This window comes from Pristimantibacillus sp. PTI5, assembly GCF_048572955.1.
GTDB lineage: Bacteria > Bacillota > Bacilli > Paenibacillales > Paenibacillaceae > Pristimantibacillus.
Genome location: NZ_CP183886.1, coordinates 5,711,949 through 5,733,205 on the forward strand (window position 1 = coordinate 5,711,949; position 21,257 = coordinate 5,733,205).

The 21,257-nt window shown below is 50.3% G+C and carries 15 protein-coding genes; 13 read left to right on the forward strand and 2 right to left on the reverse strand.

What is annotated here, in order from left to right:
- The first annotated feature begins 117 nt into the window (after positions 1–117).
- From ACN6MW_RS25235 to ACN6MW_RS25265, 7 genes are read left to right on the forward strand one after another with little or no spacing between them, the layout of a single operon-like run.
- Positions 118–1,896, forward strand: coding sequence for a vWA domain-containing protein (locus ACN6MW_RS25235; RefSeq protein WP_419872609.1), 1,779 nt, complete (start codon positions 118–120; stop codon positions 1,894–1,896).
- Between the two features lie 24 nt (positions 1,897–1,920).
- Positions 1,921–5,310: a tubulin-like doman-containing protein gene (locus tag ACN6MW_RS25240; protein ID WP_419872610.1), complete on the forward strand. Its 3,390-nt coding sequence runs from the start codon at positions 1,921–1,923 to the stop codon at positions 5,308–5,310.
- 2 nt (positions 5,311–5,312) lie between these two features.
- Complete coding sequence (locus tag ACN6MW_RS25245) at positions 5,313–7,739, forward strand: transcription initiation factor TFIID (RefSeq protein ID WP_419872611.1); 2,427 nt, start codon at positions 5,313–5,315, stop codon at positions 7,737–7,739.
- 56 nt (positions 7,740–7,795) lie between these two features.
- Positions 7,796–9,082, forward strand: a complete 1,287-nt coding sequence (locus tag ACN6MW_RS25250; RefSeq protein WP_419872612.1) for a vWA domain-containing protein — start codon at positions 7,796–7,798, stop codon at positions 9,080–9,082.
- Between the two features lie 22 nt (positions 9,083–9,104).
- The gene (locus tag ACN6MW_RS25255) at positions 9,105–9,740 is read left to right on the forward strand and encodes a beta-mannanase (RefSeq protein WP_419872613.1); all 636 of its coding nucleotides are present in this window, start codon (positions 9,105–9,107) and stop codon (positions 9,738–9,740) included.
- A gap of 14 nt (positions 9,741–9,754) precedes the next feature.
- On the forward strand, positions 9,755–11,014 hold the full coding sequence (locus ACN6MW_RS25260; protein WP_419872614.1) for a hypothetical protein: 1,260 nt from the start codon (positions 9,755–9,757) through the stop codon (positions 11,012–11,014).
- Positions 11,014–13,896 carry a glycosyltransferase gene (locus ACN6MW_RS25265; protein WP_419872615.1) on the forward strand — a complete coding sequence of 961 codons (2,883 nt, stop codon included), beginning with the start codon at positions 11,014–11,016 and terminating at the stop codon, positions 13,894–13,896. The genes ACN6MW_RS25260 and ACN6MW_RS25265 overlap by 1 nt, the downstream gene beginning before the upstream one ends.
- Positions 13,897–13,969: 73 nt before the next feature.
- On the opposite strand, the gene ACN6MW_RS25270 is transcribed toward ACN6MW_RS25265, so the two are convergent.
- Positions 13,970–14,923, reverse strand: a complete 954-nt coding sequence (locus tag ACN6MW_RS25270) for a helix-turn-helix domain-containing protein (protein ID WP_419872616.1) — start codon at positions 14,921–14,923, stop codon at positions 13,970–13,972.
- A 197-nt stretch (positions 14,924–15,120) separates the two neighbouring features.
- Here ACN6MW_RS25270 and ACN6MW_RS25275 point away from each other — a divergent pair, with 197 nt between their 5' ends.
- On the forward strand, positions 15,121–15,843 hold the full coding sequence (locus ACN6MW_RS25275; protein WP_419872617.1) for a ThuA domain-containing protein: 723 nt from the start codon (positions 15,121–15,123) through the stop codon (positions 15,841–15,843).
- A gap of 99 nt (positions 15,844–15,942) precedes the next feature.
- Here ACN6MW_RS25275 and ACN6MW_RS25280 read toward each other — a convergent pair whose 3' ends face one another.
- Positions 15,943–16,116 (reverse strand): hypothetical protein, encoded by a 174-nt coding sequence (locus ACN6MW_RS25280; RefSeq protein WP_364141800.1) that lies wholly within the window; start codon positions 16,114–16,116, stop codon positions 15,943–15,945.
- 182 nt (positions 16,117–16,298) lie between these two features.
- Here ACN6MW_RS25280 and ACN6MW_RS25285 point away from each other — a divergent pair, with 182 nt between their 5' ends.
- The 5 genes from ACN6MW_RS25285 (at position 16,299) to ACN6MW_RS25305 (ending at position 21,089) form a co-directional block, all read left to right on the forward strand.
- The gene (locus ACN6MW_RS25285; RefSeq protein WP_419872618.1) at positions 16,299–16,958 is read left to right on the forward strand and encodes a YitT family protein; all 660 of its coding nucleotides are present in this window, start codon (positions 16,299–16,301) and stop codon (positions 16,956–16,958) included.
- A 153-nt stretch (positions 16,959–17,111) separates the two neighbouring features.
- A complete protein-coding gene (locus ACN6MW_RS25290; protein ID WP_419872619.1) occupies positions 17,112–17,483 on the forward strand; it encodes a hypothetical protein in 372 nt (123 codons plus the stop codon).
- An 88-nt stretch (positions 17,484–17,571) separates the two neighbouring features.
- On the forward strand, positions 17,572–18,882 hold the full coding sequence (locus tag ACN6MW_RS25295) for an MFS transporter (RefSeq protein WP_419872620.1): 1,311 nt from the start codon (positions 17,572–17,574) through the stop codon (positions 18,880–18,882).
- Positions 18,883–18,980: 98 nt separating this feature from the next.
- Positions 18,981–19,853, forward strand: a complete 873-nt coding sequence (locus ACN6MW_RS25300) for a phosphosulfolactate synthase (protein WP_419872621.1) — start codon at positions 18,981–18,983, stop codon at positions 19,851–19,853.
- Between the two features lie 231 nt (positions 19,854–20,084).
- Positions 20,085–21,089, forward strand: coding sequence for a LacI family DNA-binding transcriptional regulator (locus tag ACN6MW_RS25305; RefSeq protein WP_419872622.1), 1,005 nt, complete (start codon positions 20,085–20,087; stop codon positions 21,087–21,089).
- The last annotated feature ends 168 nt before the right edge of the window (positions 21,090–21,257 follow it).

Sequence of the window (21,257 nt, forward strand, 5' to 3'; positions counted from 1 at the left end):
GGAAATCTATCAGGTATACTTAATTTATAGTATACCATTTTACTGGGAGCAGTAACTAACAGTGACTATTGGACTAGTAGGATAGATCCGTTCGTCCCATTGCAAAGGAGTACAAAAATGATTCGACTTAAACGATTTTCACGACAACTACTATTCGCTTCCGCCGTTCTTCTGCTGCCTTTCGGCAGTTATTCCACAGTGAATGCGGCGCAGGGAGCTTCTCAAATCGACGCGGTGCTGGTGCTCGATGTCAGTCATTCCATGAGCGCAAGCGATCCTGGCAAAATCGGCAACGAAGCGATGAAGATGTTCATCGACATGCTCTCGACGACGGGCGACCGGGTCGGCATCGTAGCCTATACCGATGAGATACAGCGCGAGAAGGCGCTGCTTGAAATCCAGTCGTCAGCGGATAAAGAGAATTTGAAGGGCTTCATCGACCAATTGAACCGCGGCGCCTATACCGACGTATCCGTCGGAGTGAAGGAAGCCGTACAGATTTTGGATGACGGGGCTGACCCGGGCCATGAGCCGATGATTATTTTGCTGGCCGACGGCAATAACGACTTTAATGAAGATTCAGGACGTACAAAGGCCCAGTCCGACGCCGACATGGAGAAAGCCATTAAAGAAGCGAATGACAACGATGTTCCGATCTACACGATCGGGCTGAATGCGGACGGAAAATTAAACAAGGAAGCGTTGGCCGAGCTTTCGGATCTGACCGGGGGCAAATCGTTCTCGACCAACTCGGCGGATGATCTGCCGCAGATCCTTAGCGAGATTTTTGCCAGCCATCTCGACTTGAACGTCGTACCTGTTGATTCGATTACCGCGGACGGAAGTTTTCAGAACGTGAAAATTAACGTTCCCAACTCGAATGTATTGGAAGCGAACATTTCCATCATGTCTTCGCAGCCCGTCGAGGCCAAGCTGATTGACCCATCAGGCAATGCCGTTTCCATTCCATCGGATGAAATTCTGCTGTCGAAGTCGAAGAGCTATTCTTTGATTAAGCTGTTAAAGCCGAGCGAGGGCGATTGGACGCTGCAGGTAAAAGGCGTGAAACGCGATAATATCGATATCAATCTCATCTTTAACTATGATTTGAATTTAGCCATGGACCCGCTTGCCAAAACGGCTTACTCGAAGGGCGATTCCGTGAAATTCAGCTCTTACTTGGTCAGCGGCGGTCAAAAGCTGAAGGATGAAGCGCAATACAGCAACATGAACGCGGTTTTGCTCGTTAAGGATTTGGACGCAGGCACAACCAAGGAAGTACCGATGGAGAACGCAGGCGATCATTTCGAGGGAACGTACAAGATTGAAGACGAGCATGATTATGAGGTCAAAGTAAAAGCGGAGGAGGAAAGCTTCTTCCGTGAAACCGATGCGGTGACGATTACGGCTAAGGCAGGCGGAACGGGACAAACGGCCCCGACCGAACCCGCAGGCGAAGCTAAGAAGCCTTTCCCGACCGTACCTGTTATTCTAGGCGCGTTAGGTTTGGCCGCATTGCTCGCAGCGGCATATTTCCTTTTACGGGTTCTCAAAAAAGCGAACCGCGGCTTTGTCGGTCAGCTTGTCATTGAAATCCGGGACGAGAATACGGGTGACAAAACATCGCCGCAGTACAAGAAGCTGTCCGCCTTCAAGGGCAAGCTGCTGCTTCACCATTTGCTGCAGCTGGCGCCAGAGCTGAAGGAAACGGAGAAAGTCGTCTTTAAACCAGGGAGCAATGACCGCATCATCCTGCAGAACGGCTCCTCTAGCACGATCGAGAAGTCGGGGCGTGCAGTCGATGCGACGCGCGAATTGGAAATGAAGAGCGGAGACCGCATTACGGTTTCGCTCAAGCAAGTGGACAAAACGATTTTTATCGAATATCTCGTATAAATAGAGCCCTGGAGGGAATAAACCATGAAACCGATCGTAAGAGAACATATACAGCAGCTTGACGTTTCGCTGGGCGGAGGCATTGTCAGCGAGAAAATCCGGGTGGATACCATCGATAACCCGATTTTGATCATTGGACTCGGAGGTACCGGCATTGATGCGCTGCTTCGCCTGAAATACCAGATTAACCGCCGCTTTAAACTGCCGGAGGATCCGATCTCGAAGAGAAAACGCGATAAGCCTGACAATGTGGAATTTCTAGCTTTCGAAACGAATGAGCAGGATCGCAATAAAAAGTATAAAGGCATCGGCCTCGACCCGATCAATGAGTTCGTACTGCTGTCCAACGCCGAGGTGGGGGGATTGCTGCAAAACCGCAGTATTTTGGAGCCGTACATTACCGATTGGCTTTCCCCGGAGCTGAGCATCACCGATGGGATGAACGGCGCGGCAGGCGTTCGGCAGGCAGGACGGCTGCTGCTGTTTACGAAGATCAACCAAGTCGTGCAAAGCATCGACAAAAAAATCAAAACGCTGTCGGTCGGCACGAACAAGAAGCTGATGGTGTTTCTGCTCACCGGCTTATCGGGCGGAACGGGCAGCGGCTGCTTCCTTGATATTTCATATATCGTCAGAGGCATTATCGAGCGCGACCACGGGGCTGCAGGCATCGACAGGGTTAACACACTGGGTTACCTTTTCACGCCGGATATTAACCTTTCAAACAAAAGCTTGAGCGACCATACGCGCGAGTACATTAAGAAGAACGGCTATGCGGCGCTGAAGGAATTGGACTATTGGATGAACGTGGACAGCCGGGGAGAGCGGTTCAAGCAGCAGTACGGAAGCATACTGTCCGTTAATTCGCCGCTACCGCCGTTCAATCTCTGCCATCTCATCTCGGCCACCAATGCGGAGGGCAAGCTGCTTGAAAATGCGTACGATTACTGCATGAACGTAACGGCAGAGAACATTACCAACTTCATTTCGAGCGAGGAGAAACAATCCGGCGAGGAATTCGCTATCCATGACTATATCAGCAATATCCGGACGAACATCGCCCAAATGAACAAGATGTACCCGGCTAACTACGACTACAACATAATCGGGGCTTCGTCGGCGGTGCTGCCTATCGAGGAAATGACGACTTATTTGGCTTACCGGCTGTTCAACAAGATGGACAAAATGTTCGAGAAGGCGCCATCCCAGGATGATGTGGAGAAGTTTGCGCGCAAGCTCGGCATCGACCTCGAAACGATGATGAAAACCTTCGATTCACGCGTGCCGGAGCCGCTTCCCGGCTTTGAGAACAGCGAGCGCCTTAACTATGCTAACGTGGTGAAGCTGCAGGCTGTGAATATGGATACCGAGCTGGAGCAAAACTTTCTGGCCCGCGCGCGCGAGGAATACATTAAGGCCAAAAAACAGCTTCCCGGTGAAATCGTCGGCCAATTTACAGATCAAATCCGCCGTACGTTCCTGCATCCGGAGCAGGGGCCGTTCTACGTATCGCGGCTCCTTTATACCGAGAAAGGCTTCTGCCTGCTGAAGATGCTGCTCTCTTATATCGAGACGCTTCGCGAGGGATTGCTGCGGCTTCCGAGAGAAATCGAGGCGGCCAGAGAGCAAGCCGAAGAGCGCATGGGCGACGCAAAGAGCGCGTTCGTCTCGAAGGACAAGAAGAAAAACAACTATATTGAAGCGAAAATCAATGAGTACTGGCTGCATGCCGACGTGGAGCGCATGGAGCAGTTAATCGAATTTTACGAGGATCTGCACCAGCTGCTTAACAACGAGAACAACCGAATCTACAATGTGTTTACCGAGATCTTGAACGTGCTTAATACGATCTTTGCCAAAAACGGCGATCTGCTCACGAACGGGGAAGAGCAGGCCGACCATAAAGGTAACAAGACGTATTATTGGAATATCGTCGGGGTGCCTGATATTTCCGATGTCATCAGCCGTTTAATGGACAAGAAGGACGGCGACGATCTGATCCGGGACTTTACGCAGGAGCTGCTCGACCATTCCAACCTATGGGTGAAGGAACAGGAAATCGATATCGTCAGCTCGATCTCGGAATTTTTGACCGATAAATTCGGCGATCTCATTACGAAGTCGATGGAAGAGTTTCTTGTCATGAAATACGGGAATGACGAGTCGATCGAGAAGTTTGTCGAGCGCCATATCGCTAGCAAGCTGGACGAGGAAGCCGTGCCGGTATTCCACCTAAGCAACAGCTCGGGCAATTTGCATGTGCCGTCATGGGGATTTGTATCGGTGCCCGTGCAAGCTCCCAGCATTTTGCGAGGCATTCGTAACTACCAAAATAACTCGATAGGCAAATCCCATTTCACGATCAAGGAAAGCGAGGTCAAAAACCGGATTTTCTGGCTGAATACAAGAAACGGCGTGCCGCTGTTCGTTTATACGCCGCTAAAGGTGTATGAGGAAAGCTATGAACGGACGATTATGGATAAGGAAGGCATCGGCCGCCATTTGGTACAAACCGACCGCAACAATTGGACGTATTTGCCGTCTCCGATCCCGGAAAAGTCTTGGGGAGATACGTACGTCAATCCGCGCGTGCAAAGCTATAACGCAAGGGTTCGCGCTGAATTTGCCAAAGCGGAAAGCTTCCGCATCATTACGGAGAAAGGCATTGACCAAAACACGAGCAGCCGCTATGCGGTTCGCTATACGAAGCCATTCCAGCTTTCGGATCTATTAAAGCCTTTCAATATGCAGCTGGACGCGCCAAAACCGAATTTAGGCGAGGTTAAGAGAGCTTTGGGAGAGCTTAAGCGTCTCCTTTCCGAAGGATTGGAACTCCAATCGACAAAAGATATATTCGGAAGCTTCTCGGAGGAGCTGGCACAGGAAAACCTGATCCGCTCGCCGGAGCAGCTAAGGCTTGTCCGAGAGGAGCTGGCGAAGTACGAATCGATTTCGGCCAAAGCAAACGAACTTGAGCAGCTGCTCCTGCTCCATCAGGGCGAGGAGAAGTGGTTCGATCAATTTATCGAGGCTCTGTATACGGATACGATTTGCAAGAAAGGCGCGCTTTACGTGTATGACCGAGATCCCGAGGAGGAAGCGTGGTCGCCTTTCGCTAATTTAATGAAGAGCAGCAGCTATGTCGAGCATGAGGTGTTCGAGAGCTTCCGCCGCCTTGACGAGAAGAGCCGCAGCACGCTTATGCGCAAAGCATCGCGTAGAGTAACGGAATTGACGGCAACGGAGGATACCACGCTTCTGCTCAATAAGCTGGAAGAATTGTTTGGCCAATTCCTGGATGCGCGCGAGCGTCTCGAATACGAGAAGGTGGAGCTGGCGAACGGCGAAGAGCTGCACCGGTTCTATAAGGAAATGACATCAAAACTAAACGAAATCCGAAGAAAGTTGAAATAGATATGAGAGAAATGCTGGATCGATTCGCGGCCGATTACTCGGCCGCCGAGCACAAGCTAAGAGGCCTTGAGGATGATCAGAGCAGCATTCATTATCCGACCGTATTTCTGTTCATAGGCGAAGAGGCTGGGCATGCGATTGAACCGATGATGCGTTCGAACGAGCTGAAATGGGATAATAATGCCGGTGTAATTTACCTGCACGTATCAACGGGTGAAGGCCCGTCAGGCACCGGGAAGGGCCAGCCGGCCAGCACGGCGCCAGCTTACGCCGAGGCCGGCAAAAGCCGGCCGGCTTCGAAGGTCATCCATGCAGCGCTGACAGGACTTATTGCCAATCAAGGAGACAAGCGGACCGTACGCAAGGATATCGCAGCCGCCTTCCGCGAGGAGGGACGACATCTGATCGAGCTCAACCGGTCGCTGCGGCAGGTAAGCGACACGATTGCGGATTACGGCCGTTTGTATGCCTCCTTCGACCGGCTCCACCTCGCCGTTATTACAAGGGTGGATGATCCCATGAACATTCTAATTCCGGAAATTTCGCTGCTTGCGCAATCCATTTTTCTGCAGCTGTTCAAATCCGTTCAAATGGATTTGTACGCCCTGATTAATGAACGGGAGCAGTCGGAGACGTTCGGTTATGCAGGCGCGGCGGGAATAAGCTTCCTGCGCGAGCTTGAGGGGATGCAGCGGCCGGATTATTCGTTTTCCGCGATGCTGCAGGTTACGGGAGACGGGCTCGCCATTCCGGTCGAGCATAGGCCATCTCCGTTATTTGATCTCGTCTATCTGTTATCCGACCGTAACGAGCGGGGAATGACGTCGCTAAACGGCATGCAGGATAACTATGAGATGATTTGCCATATCCTGCTCCTGAAGAACAGGAAGCGGAAGGATGATCTCCTTCAATCCAATGACGGAAGCTATAACAATTCTTCCTTCCGAAACAGCTTGATGGCTGAATCCGGAAGGCAAGGATTCGTTTCGGCCGGACTGGCCAAGGTGAAACGTCCTACTTACGCGATTGCATTAACTGTGCTGTATCACTTGTTCGAGCTGTTCGCTGCAAGGCTGCAAAATGCACCTGAGCTGGGCAGCAAGGAGAAACAGGCGTTTTTTGGGCTCGATGACGCGGCGCTGGAGACACGGGTTGCCCAAATCGTTCCCGGAGAGGATAGGCTGGCTGACATGACGGGACTCTTAACGAGCGGCATCCGTTTTGAACAGCTGCGCCGCATGTCCCTGCGTGAGGCGGAAGAAGCTTTGTTCGGCGATGGCTGCAAAGTTTTCTTCCGCAAGCATTTCACCGAAGCAGCCGCTATACGGCTGGGCGAGTTGAACGCGGCGGAGGAGCTGCGGCGCAGCATAGCCCGAAACAGCAAAGAGCAGCCGCGGATTTGCTTCTATCAGGTGTCCGAGTGGACCGACGAGAATGCGGATGGCAGCGTACTGAACTTGGTACGCGCCCGTATGCGCGATTTGGCCAGAGAAATCGCTCTTTCGGTCGAGGAGCTTGACCGAACCGGTGAAGCCCGCGTCGAGGACCTGAAATTTCAAAGGCTGCCGTTTATGGATAAGCAAAATGTACGCTCTTTTATTCGGGCCTTTTTCGACACGGTCTATAAGCAAAAATGGCAGCTGCTGCGGCTGGAGACAGAACTTGCCGTGCACCAAAGGCTCGTCGCCTCCCTGGAACGGCTTCATGAGGGCTACCAAGCGAAGGTGCAGCGTATGAATGTGCTCGGGGGAGAGCTAAAAGCGGCATCCCTGCAAAGCATTCGCCTCTCCGATGATTATATCGGGCAAAATGTTTTTGAGTATTACGGACGCGTCACCGAAGGCGTTATCAAGGAATTGGAAGAAAAGCGCGGCGAGTCGGTGCTGTTCGAGGACCGGTTCGTAGGAAACGCGGCTGAGCTGGCGGAGCTGGGGGACACTGTCCTCTTAGAGCGTTTGACCGACGTTTGCCGCAAGCATATCCTAACGACAGAACCGTTCAATCAGAGTTTCGAGGAGGAGCTGCTGCTTCGGGCGAACGTTTCCGTGGCCTACAGCAACCGCAAAGCCTTGTCGAGGGATGAGCTGTTTCAGCAGCTGTACCGGACGCTTGAAGATAATGCGGCCATTAATATCCGGCTGCTCGACTATACCCACGAGCATCGTTACGAGGAAAAGTATTTGTTCGGCGACCGTGAGAGCGAGTTTATCCGCTTTGCATTAGGCGTTGATGAAACGACGCGCATCTATAAGCTGGGCTGCGTGCACGAGAAGCGCAGCAGCGGAGTTGAAAAATTGAATTTAATGGGCGGCTTTCATTTAGAAGATTTGATGTATTACAGAAACGGCAAAGTTTACTATGAAACCTATTTGCAGAACGGGTATGAATTTCATGCGCTGGATCCAGCCTTTCTGCCGGAGCTGCGCTGACCGGCATACATTGATCATTGCAGCGGTCCATTAGCAAGCGGAAAGGGTGCTTCATCATGCAGCGGAAAATAAATCTGCTTCTACTATTGTTCAGTTTAATCGGAGGCGCATTGGGATTTGCAATCGGCGAATTTGTGCTGGGCATGCTTTCAGAGGGCTGGCCCCGCTTCGTTGTTGTCGGCCTCTATTTTGGAATCATCGCTTTGTGCATAGGTCTGGCCTGCCTGATTGCAGAACTCCTATCGCCCCGCTTAAACGGGGCTTCGTGGCGTCAGCGCTATACCGATTTATCCTGGAAGCTGCTCGTACCGGCAACGCTGGCGCTGCTCTTTGTTGTTGGCGGGCTGGTCCAGCTATTATACGGTCTTCAATTCGGCGGCGCGAAGCCGGTGAAGGACATCGTGCTTGCGATCGATAATTCGGGAAGCATGCTGGAGACCGATCCGGATAACGAGCGGTACGCGGCCGCGAAGCAGCTAATCGGCAATATGGAGAGCGATAACCGTGTGGCTGTGGTCGTTTTTAACGATACGGCGGAGCTGCTTCAGCCATTTGTCAGCGTGGGCACGCAGGCCGAGAAGAACCAAGTCAATGCGGCGATCGATGCGCTCGAGCCGACAAACGGAGGAACGGATTTTAGCCTGGCCTTGGCGGAATCGATGGCGACGATCAAGAGCAAGGAAAACGGGGGACGCGGCACGATGGTTATCCTGCTGTCGGATGGTTTTAGCGAATCCAGCATCGAGCAGCAAATCGCGGATTACCGGGAGCAGCAAATTGCCGTGAACACAGTGGGTCTCAGCGTTGTAGATGCCAGAGGAGCGGCATTGCTGCAAAATATAGCCGATTCAACCGGCGGGGGCTACTATGACGTGACGGAAGCGAACGGCATCTCGCTCGTATTCCAGAATATTTACGACAAGCTGGATAAGCAGACGCTCCTTACGGAACGGACGGGCAAGGCGGCAGACAGCGGCTTTTACACCTTGCTTCGCCTATTATCACTGGCCATTATCGGCGCGGCAATCGGCGTGTCGCTCGGACTGCTGTTCGATAATCGGCATTTGGCGGTAAGCTTTGGGGCAGGCGGCATCGTTGGCGGCTTGCTGGCGGGCTTTATCCTGGATTTCGGCTTATCCGGCGATCAGCTCTCGGACGCGTTCTCACGGTTAGCGGCAGTGCTCGTGCTGGCGGCAATCATCGGATTATTCACGCTGGTTGTTCCCATTCGGGACAACAACACGCCTAAGACGCGCGGAGGCGGAAGAAAAAGCGGCATCGCTGGCCGTTCCTCCTCCGGTATGGGAGAGCGAACGAAGGATAGCCGCAGCCATGGATTTTAAACGATGCGGGAGGCGGATTTAAATGCAGTATACGGATGCAGAGGACGGTTCTCCAGCCATCAGCGGCTTGACTCGCGTTATAGAGGAGGACCGCTGCACGCTGCGCTGGATTTGGCCAAGCGGCATAGAAGCGGTATACATTGGGAAAGCAGCTGCCGAACAGGCAGAGGACAGCAATAGAAACAGCGAGCAATTGAAGCTGTATACGAAGGCGGAGTATAAAGCGAATAACGGCTATCACAGCCGTATAGAAGGCGTCGGCATCTATGTCTTTACGGTGTATGCCTGCCAAGAAAGCAGCGACGGTCCGCAGCTGATTGTTCAGCCTGGCCGCGAGAACCGCATCGAGATCAGCGCGGGCAGGGCAAAAATCCATTATTCGGTTTCAAACAAGAGCAGTTTGTTCCGCAAATTCAAAACGGTTCAAATTCAAGTGACGACTGAGGTTCCGATCGCGAAGGACGTGCTTTGCTACGTCAAAAAGCAAGGAAGTTATCCCGCGAACAAAGAAGACGGCATGTTATATCCGTTTGTCGCCCCCTTTGCGGCAGGCAAAAACGTTTTGCCGCCCATCGAAATCGGCAAACAGGATTTTATTCGATTGTTTTTCACCGACGGTCGCACCTACGGGCAAATGTACGAATTGATTTCAGTATAAAGGAGGAAGATCGCATGGGCATTTTCGATCTTTTCAAAAAAAAGCCGGAAGCGAAGCAACGTCCGTTATATTACGATATTGTCTGTCCCTACTGTTTTAGTAAATTCACGCCGGAAGAGGTCGTTTTCCGCGCTGCCCATTCCCGGGAGGACGATGAGGATTACGCGCTTGGGGAAGACGAGGAGCTGAACAAATACCGCGAACGCTTTGGCCTCGATTCCGTTCATGATATGGAAGCGGTGCTCCGTCCGCAGGACGTGCCGGAAGAGCACCGGGTGTATTCCGACCATGTGCTGATCGGACTCAATGACCGTTACGGCGAGCTGACACGCAGAAGGCTATGCCCGAAATGCCATAACGAGCTTCCGGTAACGGCAGGCAAAGTGCCAAGCAACATTATTTCCATTATCGGCGCGTCGCAGGTTGGCAAATCAGTGTATATGACCGCATTAATCCATACGCTGCAGAACACGACGGCGGACCATTTCAATGCCGCCTGCATGCCGCTCAACGCGGAGATTAGCCGCAAGTTCCGGACGAATTACGAAGAGCCGTTATTCGAACGTGGCGACTTGCTGGCCTCTACCCAGAAGGAGAAGATGCAGGAGCCGTTTATTTTTCAATTCGTATTCAAAGATGAATCCAAGCCGCCGCTCACGCTCGTATTTTTTGATGTGGCGGGCGAAGGAATGGTCGAGCAGGATTACTTGGGTCTGCACGGCCAGCATATTAAAAACTCGGCAGGCATCCTGCTGATGGTTGATCCGCTGCAAATCCGCTCGATACGCGAGAAAATCAGAATCAATCTGGGCGACAAGCCGGGAGAATGGGTCTCCCAATATGACGAGCCGCGCGATGTCGTGCTGACGATGTTCGGCGATTTCATTGCCTATCAGGAAAACAACAAGACGGATATACCGACAGCGGTCGTGCTGACGAAGAGCGACATGCTTCATTCCCTGAAGGATGAGGATGGCGAATACATTAAATCCAACAGCAATATTTTCAATAATATGGTGCACCGGAATTATTTTAACCTGACGGAATTTGAAAATATCGATGGCGAAATCCGCCGTTTCATCGAGAAGGTTGACCGGCCGTTCAAAGGGACGATGGACGTCTATTTCAAGGATACGGCTTATTACGCGGTATCCGCTCTCGGCAGCAATCCCGTGGATCAGAAGCTGCAAACCGTCGTTAGCCCGATCCGAGTGGACGAGCCTTTCATATGGCTGCTGTATAAGCTGAACTACATTGAGGGGAGAAGAGAATAGTGCGCGATTTCACGCCCCGCAGGATGATCCAGCAGCAGATGTACGCACGGGAGAGACGCGGTATTTTCAGATCCACGGAGGGCTATGATACGGTAGCGAGGTCAAACGGTTTAGATCCTGCTTTTATCAAAAAAACACTGCATCCGTTTTGCATATACGATGCGCCGGCCGAGCTGACAGCTCGCGGCGAGAAGAACGAAGCTTTATATCCAGAGACGATGCATTTGCTCCATTTGGAAAGTGGCGACGTCGTGCTGGGACGAAGCGTCTATCAAGCCGCGGATTTTACAGGTCTTCGCAGCGCGTTTTTTACGCATAACTATATAATCCCGGCGGGTTATGGCAGCGAGTCCGCAAATGAGTATAAAAGCTGGCTGCATGCCGCGTTCGCGGATGGCTATGATATCGAAAACGGCACGGAGTTACCGGAATTAGCCGTCCTGCCTGTCCAGGCAGCTTCTGCGGTTAAACCGTCAAACCGCTCCCTCTTGGCGCTTTTGAACATTGGGGAGAAGCCGTTTAAGCAGTTGTTGTACGCGGTGATGTCGGCAATCAGCGGCAAGAAGAAGATTTACGTTGCCCTTGACGTTCCGGTTGCGCAGCTTCCGGACAAAGCAAAGCAGCTGCTTACGGTGCTTTATGCGAGCTTGCCGAACGCTTACCGCAAGCAGCTTGGGTTTATCACGTATGCTAAGGAGCCTCAAAGCCGCAAATCGGTGCATCTCACATTCGTGGAGCAGGGAGGCCTGCGCCAAGGCGACCGCAGCATCGAAAAGGATTATACGTTTGATTTCGCGAGCGGACGATTGATGAATGTCGAACTAGACGGCACAGAGCAGCCGTTCTTGGATTTCGCATGGGACAACTTGGAGCAGCCTGAGCGTACGGACCGCTTCTTTCATTTTGCGGGGCAGATGCTGGCAGGCATGGAGCCGGAGCGTCAGACCGCAGCGGCCAGCTACCACCAGCTGTGCGTAATGTACCGAATCGAAGAAGGCGACGAGACGCTGTATGAAACGCATAAAACGGCTGTGCTTCGCGGCTTGCTCGAATATTTGCAGCCTACCGGCGCGCTTCATTCCAAAATCCGTCTAAATGATTTGTTTCTCTCCCGATTCGATTACGAATTTGACCGGGTACGGCAGGGCATAGTGCCAAATGCTTTCATCGTGGACGTCTTTAAGGATTACTACTTAATTGAGAACTCCAATATCGAAAGCAAGCTTGTCACTTATTTTATCCATGCGCTCAACCATGCGGTTAAGCAGAACGAGCAAGAAACGATTGATTCCGTTTATGCGGCCATAGAAGGCAATCCTGCTTTAGGCAGGGCTTTTTTTGCCAAGCTGATGGCCGATTCCAGGCTCACGAGCAGCCTGCTAATTCCTTTCTTGGAGAAGAAGCTGGAAGAAGCGGCGGGCGTAAAAAGCATGCTGGAGTTGATTGCGCATTGGGTAAGCGTTCAAACAAGGCTTTTTGATTATGAACCGTTCCATGATCTTGCCCGCAGGCAGCTGTTGTCAAAGCTGGACCGGGAGCGCTATTCGATACCGGGGGTAAGCAAAGCTTTAGCGCAGCTGCGAAGGCTGGAAGAGGAAGCGGGCTTACAAATCAGGAAACAGCCAGCACATGATTACGAAGATCTGTATGGGGAGCTGGAGCTGGCTGCTTATCGGGCCATGCTGGCCGAGCTTCAATTGGACAAGCTGACCAAAGAGCAGCTCGGGCAGGCTGATTTCCTTAGCTATAAAGACCGGCTGCAGCGCTGGAACGGACAGCTGCAGGATCCGCGCCTAAAGTCTGCAGCTTTCGAGCTGCTTGCGCTTTATGAGAGCCTGATGCTTCCGGAGCCTGCGTCTGCCTTATTCAGCCGGCTTTCTGCAGCGGAGATCGACCGCGTGCAGCAGGCTGTACGCCAGATTTTGGCGGGGCGGCTGGAGCTTGCCGATGCTCCGCGAATCGTGCTGGCCTTCCTGCACAGCTCGGATTTGGATTCGGTAGATTATGAGGGGTTGCTCAGCTATTTGCAGAGGAATGCGCCGAATAAGGAAATCGTATATCAATTTCTCCAATGGTCAGAGAAGCATCCTGACTTTATAAGACCGAAAGGATTCGTGCCGGCCTATTCAGCGGCGGTTATCGCTTATTTTAAAAACCATGACCGGGACGCATTCAAGAAACGCGCGAACCGGAAGCAGTTTTTCGATAAGGCAGGCCCTACCCTGGCAGCAGTGTACAAACAGGCGGAGCGCGAGCTATCTTCGCCTTTTGCCAAGTTTTTTCGCCGGAATCGCAAAGCGACGTTAATAACGACTATCGCGGGCTTAGGCGTTATTTTTCTCGTCTCGGGCATCATGCTTTCATTTTCCGGGAAGGATGCTTCGAATGATGAAGGAGCGGCTCTGCCCGAGGTATCGCCTACGGCTCAAGCGGTAGTCAATGAGCCGGAAACGCTCGTATACGCGGAGGAAACAGCGGCGTCCGAAGGTCAGGAAGCTGCGACCTCCCTCGTGTTTTTGTTCAAGAATGCAGCTTCGTGCGCGCTGTTTGCGCCGAGTTCAATATCGATAGAGCCGCCTGGCGTTGAAGCGGCGGAATATACGGAGCTGAAGCTCATGCCTGATTGCGGCACTGAAGCAAGCGATGCTTCGCCAACGCCGGATCCCGAAGCAACGGCAGGGACGACGGAGCCTTCGACACCGGCGACGGTTCAACCTACGGAAACGCCGCTTGCAGATCCCGAAGCTGCGCCTAAGCCGGAAGGCTATGCGAGCCGGGTTGCCGTCGACCTCGGGAGGCAGGCCGATATTCCAGCCGACAGCATCATCCGAATCGGAGATGATGAATATAAGCTGACGACGCTGCAGGTTATTGATAAATAATAAGGATAAAATGAAAATGAACCTTGGAGTATTCCGAGGTTCATTTTTTTTTTTTTTGCGATTGCAATCGCTCCTAAAAATCAGCGTTTAACTCCGCGGCTCCCATCGAAGCTCGGGACTCGTTGCGCATGCGCACTTTGAATTCCCTCGGCGAGCAGCGATTATGCCGCTTGAACAATTTATAGAATTGGGCCATGTTTGAGATACCTACCTCGTAGCCCACATCCATAATGCTTAGTTCGCTAGTCAGCAATAAAAGCTCGGATCGTTTGATCCGTTTATAGTTGATGTAGTCCAAGAATGAGACGCCCATCGTTTTTTTGAAGTATTTGATGAAGTAATGATAGCTCAAATTAAGCAATTGACATGCATCTTCGACGCAGAGTTTATCCTGCAAATGGGTGTTGATATAATCAAGCACCGGTCTTAAGCGGTTTAATTCCGTTTCCTCTGTATAGTTCAAGATGTTGCGGCTGTCGCATCTTAACAGCAGCAGCATCAATCGCTTGATCGTAGAGCTGATGGCGATTTCGTAGCCTCTCATCCTTGTTTGCGATTCTTTGAAGATTTCTAGGATGAAAGCATACGTTTCACGTTTGGCCGATTCATTGATGTCAAAAATATAATTTAACTTCTCCAGCGGCTCGGTCTGTTCCGAGAAGCAGTAGAGGTACGGCATGGTGCTCTGGTCAAAATGTTTCCCCAGATCGATCTGGAACACGACGTAATGCAGCACGCCAGTTAGCGGCTTATGGGAGCGGTGAGGCTGGGATGCACCCAAAACCATAACGTCGCCCGGGCCAAGCACCACGTAATTATGTTTGCTTTGCACGCCTAAGTGCCCTTCTATGACAGCAAGAAACTCTACTTCTTTATGGTAGTGCCAGGGATGCTTCTCAAGCGGGCTGCAATGGTGAGCCTCCAGGTGAAGCTCCCATATTTTTAGAAAAAGCAGCGGGTTCTGATAAATAACCTCTTCATTGATTGCTTCAGCATGCGTGTCGATGGTCTTTTCTAATAAGGGCATGTGCAATACCTCCTAATTGGAGTATATCACTTTTGGACAAGTATGTTCATGATAATCATCTCTAGAACGCGTCTTTTTGGAATGAATATAACAGGAGGACATTTTTGAATATAAAAGGGGCATGATAAGGTATTTTCTTAGGCGCTCGGCTTTTCTATACTATGATTAGTGAAATCATGAAGGAGAGTGCTCGGATAATGATAAAAGTAACAGTATGGAACGAGAATCGCCATGAGAAAAAAAACCCGCTTGTAGGTGAAATCTATCCGGATGGCATTCATGGCGCAATTGCAGGTTTTTTGAAGGAAGCCGGGTATGAAGCCGGGACGGCAACCCTGGATGAGCCGGAGCACGGTTTGACAGACGAGGTATTAAACCATACGGATGTATTGATTTGGTGGGGACATCTCGCGCACGGGGAAGTACAAGATGAAGTTGTCCAAAAAGTACAGCAGCGCGTACTGGACGGCATGGGCCTCATTGTCCTTCACTCCGGTCATTTCTCGAAAATCTTTAAAGCGTTAATGGGTACAAGCTGCGATTTGAAATGGCGCGAAGCGGATGAGAAAGAACGGCTTTGGGTCGTGGCGCCAAGCCATCCGATCGCTGCAGGCATAGGGGAATTTATCGAGCTGGAAAAAGAAGAGATGTACGGCGAGCACTTTGATATCCCTGCGCCGGACGAGCTGATCTTTACAAGCTGGTTTGAAGGCGGAGAAGTGTTCCGCAGCGGCTGCACCTTTACGCGAGGAAACGGCAAAGTGTTTTATTTCAGACCGGGTCATGAAACCTATCCGACGTATCATAACAAAGACATTCAACGCGTCATTACGAATGCCGTGAAATGGGCACAGCCCGTGGACCGCAATCGCCCTGTCTATGGAAATGCTCAGCCGTTAGAAAAAATAGCAGCAAAATAATTTTTCATAATTTATGAAGAAAAGAACCGGACATCCTATTAGATGGCCGGTTCTTTTCTGCAAAAACATACAAAGCTCGCGGTTGCGCCGCTTCTCCGCTTATTTTTCTATAATTTCATCCATTTCCGACGAATGTTCGTTGGCGGCGCTTTTAATTTCCTGATCGAGCTTGCTTTCGCCTTGTATCTTCGTGGCGGCCTGAATTTGCTGCTCTAATTGCTCTTCGATTTGTCCAATCCCATGCGCTTCCTGGTGTTGTCTGCTTGTCGTCATTTCCATTCTCCTCCGCAATCGATCTTCGCCTAAAGGCTAACTTTTATCATTCGTTATACACTCCGGTCTTATGCGTACAGAGTATCTATCTTTATCCCGTGTCATTCACCCGTGATGGCAAGCATACATTTAATGAAAAGCAGGACGGGCTGCTATTCCACTTCAAATAAGGATGATCCTCTGTGAAAAAAAATAGACGAGACCTGCTTAACGAATTATTTTTGCGCCGTTTTTTCAAAAGAGGCATTTTCATTTTCGCGGGATCGGTCATCCAAGGGTTTGCCATGGGCGTATTCCTGTTCCCTCATTCCATACCCTCCGGCGGCGGCGCGGGCATTGCGGTGCTGCTAAACTACTGGTTTCAGACACCGATGAGCATTGGTTTATGGCTTACCAATTTTATATTTCTAATTTCTTCGGTCCATTATCTCGGAAAAGTCAGTGCCGTCGGCACGATAATAACGATTACGATCACTTCCGTTTCGGTAAATGTTTTTGAAATATATGCCGCTTCTCCTTTTACGAATTTATGGAGCGATCTCCTGGTCGGTTCGGTAATCCTTGGTTCCGGCGTTTCGATTCTTCTAAAACAGGGGGTTTCAAACGGAGGGATCGGGTTTGCTGCATTGGCGATTTCAAAATATAAAAATATCGATCCAGCAAAGGTTTTGTTTGTAATGAATGGGAGCATCATTATTATTACTTCTTATGTGATTGACTGGGTGATCATCGTACAGGCGGTCCTGTGCCAATGGATAGCAACGAGAATCGTAAGTTGGCTGCTTCATGCGTCGAACCCAAAGTCACCTTTATATACGATTGCTTGGCGAAAAAAAAGCTGATTGCTTGACCGTGGTTTTCCGCCTAATTAGCCATCTGCAGGCCGACTTACCGCAGTGAATGATTTGATGCATAGTTTGATTTTTAATCGTGAATCATAATTTATGTTAACGGAATAATCAACGTCATCACTGCAGAGAATTGAGGCGATACGCATGGCCGAGAAGAACATCCTTGCTTACTTCAAAAGCCCGGAACAAGCGGAAAAAGCATTAGAGCAGATAAAAACTTTAAAGCTCGCGGACAGCTCTATTGATAGATTTGACGGATATCCTGGAGATGGCCTTGACCATATCGAAAATCCCGTAACGAGCGACTTTCCGAGTCTCGGAAGCTTGACGCTTGGCGGCGATTTCTTGCCTAACGCGGGCATCTTAGCTGCGGCAAGCGTCAGTGCAAGCGGAATGAGCTCAGGCGGCGAAGCTAACGAAATAACGGGACGCGATATCCTGCTAACCGTCGTCATCGAGGAGGAAGATTTCGAAAAAGCGATGGCGATCGTACAGAACGAAGGCGCCTTAGTCTAAAATGAAAAAGAGATGTTCCATGCGCTGGAATGTCTCTTTTTCATTTGGATGCTCCATTATAAACCCATCTAGAGGAGAGCTCGCGATTATGGAAAAGACGAAATCCAGGAAGCTGAACATTACGTTCAGGAGCGATATGAGACCGAGAGAATCGAAGGAGGTAAAAGAAAAGGAGTCGAAGCCTGAGAGGGGTTCAAGAGGCCGCATTTGGGAGTTTATTGCGCTCGCCACAATCCCGATCGTGCTCGTATTTGGCAATTCGATGCTTGTGCCTGTACTGCCCGTCATGCAAAAAGAGCTTGGAATCAGCAAATTCCAAAGCAGCTTGATCATATCTATTTTCTCCTTATCCGCTGGGATTTTCATTCCGGCCATAGGTTATTTATCCGATCGCTTCGGACGGAAGGTCATCATTATCCCCGCACTGATCGTATACGGCGCAAGCGGGATTTTGGCGGGGTTTGGCGCCATTTGGGATTCCTACCCGGTCATTATTGCAGCTAGGGCGATGCAAGGACTTGCGGCTGCCGGAACGGCACCGATTGCCATGGCGCTTGTAGGCGATTTATACAACGGGGGAACAGAAAGCAAAGCGCTGGGCTTGATTGAGGCATCAAACGGGGTAGGGAAGGTTCTCAGTCCCATTATCGGCTCATTGCTTGTTTTAATCGTGTGGTATGCCTCTTTTTTCGCTTTTCCGGTGTTTTGCGCGGTGTCGCTGTTGGCCGTCATTTTTTTGATAAAAGAGCCTAAACATGATCAAAAGCAAGATTTAAAGACGTACATCCATAAAATCGGACAACTATTCCGTGAAAAGGGAAGGTGGCTGACCACTTCTTTTTTTGCAGGTTCATTGGGACTTTTTATTCTGTTCGGCGTACTTTTTTATTTATCCAACACGCTTGAAGAAAAACCTTACAACATTAACGGCGTTACCAAAGGGCTAATATTAGCCATACCTTTGCTCGGGATGGCGATCACCTCGTATACCACAGGGAGCTTGATCAAAAAGAATGGCGTTTTGATACGCTGGCTCATGAATATCGGGTTGGTTGCCATGACCGTTTCTCTTGCGTCCACGATATTCTTTTTTAAAAACATTTACGTATTTATTGGTCTGTTAACGGTCAGCAGCATCGGAACCGGGCTGCTTCTCCCCTGCTTAAATACGATGATTACCGGCGCCGTAAAGAAAAGCGAACGCGGTATGATCACTTCTTTGTATAATAGCCTGCGTTTCTTAGGCGTGGCGGCTGGGCCTCCTTTATTCGGTTGGATGATGGATAAATCGGATCGCATGATATTTATTACGGTCTCTGCCTTATCTTTCATTACGCTCGGTTTAGTGTTCTTCCTGATCAAACCCCCCGCGAAATTATCGGAAGAAAAGGACGGGTAACTTTACGTTATTGTCAATAGGCACGAGCCAAGGAAAACGCGCATAGGATACCTCATCAATCGATGACATTCATTATTAAAGAATTGAGGAGATCCCATTTGAAAGCTAAAGTTTCCCTTTATACCGTTTGGCCCAAAGAGTTGTCTGATCCGAGCGGGCTTCGCTGCCTGTCGGAATTTGAAGCCGGTAACCGCGCTGCATGCCAGGCTGTTGGCCGCGGTCAAACGATGGTCATTGATAAAGGCCTCGGGAGAAATTCGTTTATGGATTTAATGGAAACAGCCTCCGATTATATGGATTGCGTAAAATTCGGCTTTGGGACGGTCCCGCTTTATCATTCAGAACTGTTAATTTACAAAATTAATTTGGCCAAACAGTATGGTATTACGGTCATGCCGGGGGGGACGCTTTTGGAGACAGCCGTTCAGCAAGAGGCTGTTCCGGACTTCTTCCACGCTGTGTGTACGCTTGGTTTTAACGGCATTGAAGTATCCGACGGCACGATCGAGCTGACACGCCAAAAACGAACCGAACTGATACTGGAAGGCAGGAAACACGGTCTTAAGGTTTTCACCGAGTATGGCAAGAAGCTGTCGGGGTCGCTGATTGATGCCAAGCATCTTGCGCAAACGCTTGAGAGTGATCTTGAAGCAGGCGCCGAGCTGGTAACGGTTGAAGCTCGCGAATCGGGTGTGGGCGTTGGTCTATTTGATGAAAATGGCGAATGCCGTAAGGATATTTTAGATGCCATACTGCGGTTTATCCCGGATACGAAGCGTCTATTGTGGGAAGCGCCGCTGAAGCACCAACAGGTGCTGCTGCTGCAAAAATTCGGTCCGGATGTGCATTTGGGGAACATTCCGACAAGCGATGTGCTTGCTCTGGAGACGATGAGGCGCGGTCTTCGTCAGGATACATTCGAGTTCGGGGTGAGGGAAAAGCAGACGAGGGAATTTGTATATATGATTTAATAAAATTAACATACCATAAATGAGGAAACCCCTGTTCGCTGGGGTTTCCTTAAAGCGTTTTTACATAATCCTATCCCTGCGGCCATGCCTGCGAGAGCATCCGGCTTATCAGGGGAGAAAATACAATTGACAAACCTAAGCGAATCAAATAAAGTAATTTATGTAAACGTTTACGTCAGAACGTATACGGAATGGTTTTTAAAATAGAATGACGAGCATAGGTGTGAAAATATGAGCGAAAATAAAAATATAAGCATTAAAGACGTGGCTAAGCATGCCAATGTTTCGACGGCTACCGTATCGCATGTCATCAACGGCACGCGATTTGTATCGGAGGATACGAAGCGGAAGGTACATCAAGCGATGAACGATTTGAACTTTCGGATTAATTCCGTTGCGCGATCCTTAAGGAGCCGCAAATCGCATGTCATTGCCTTTCTGGCGCCGATCCTGGCCTCGGAAACGTCGAATTATTTCTTTATGTCGGTTGCCGCGGGCATTCAGAGCGTACTGAAGCAAAATAACTACCATCTCGTGCTGAGCGATTCGCATGAGGAGGAAAATTTTGAATCGGAAGAGATACGGATGATCAGCTCCCAGATGATCGATGGGCTAATCATGGCGCCGTCGAGCAGAGAGCTGGATTACGAGCCCTTATTCGGGGATTACCCCGTCGTTTATTTGGATAGAGTGCCCGATAACAGCGATAGGGACTCCGTTGTAGTCGATAACAAGACCGTATCGAAGGAGGCCGTGCAAATGCTGATCGACAAGGGGCATAAACGGATTGCCTATTTATCAGGACCGCAGACGCTTACAACGACGGAGGAACGCTATATAGGTTACATCGAGGCATTGTCAGAGGCGGGTCTGCCGGTTGAGCAGGCGTTGATCCAGATGGGTGAGGTTTCGCTCAACAGCGGTTATCAGCTTGCGGATTCCTTGCTAAAGCAGGATCCCACTGCTATTTTCGTATCGGATAACGTTATGGCAATGGGCGTAATGGCCTATCTGCAAGAAAAGAAACTAAGCATACCGGAACAGATAGCGGTTATTGCGTATGATGAATTTCAGTGGACGCGTATAACCTCCCCGCCGCTCTCTGTCATAGAGCAGCCCGCCTTCGAATTAGGCGTAAAAGCGGCCGAGGTGATGCTGGAGCGGATAGAAGACGCGACGGCTCCAAAGCAAGAATATCGTCTAACGGCAAAACTGATAGTCAGGCAATCGAGCTGACTATTCTTTTTTGCTTGTTACGTAAACGTTTGCGTAAACGATTTAAATTATAAGGAGGTGATGCTTTCTTCTCATAAAAGGTTTTTGCGGAACCGTTTCTCACAACATGGCGTTCAGAAAGGTATGGAAAGCTTTAAACAGGAGCCGAACCTACATTAATATGTTAGC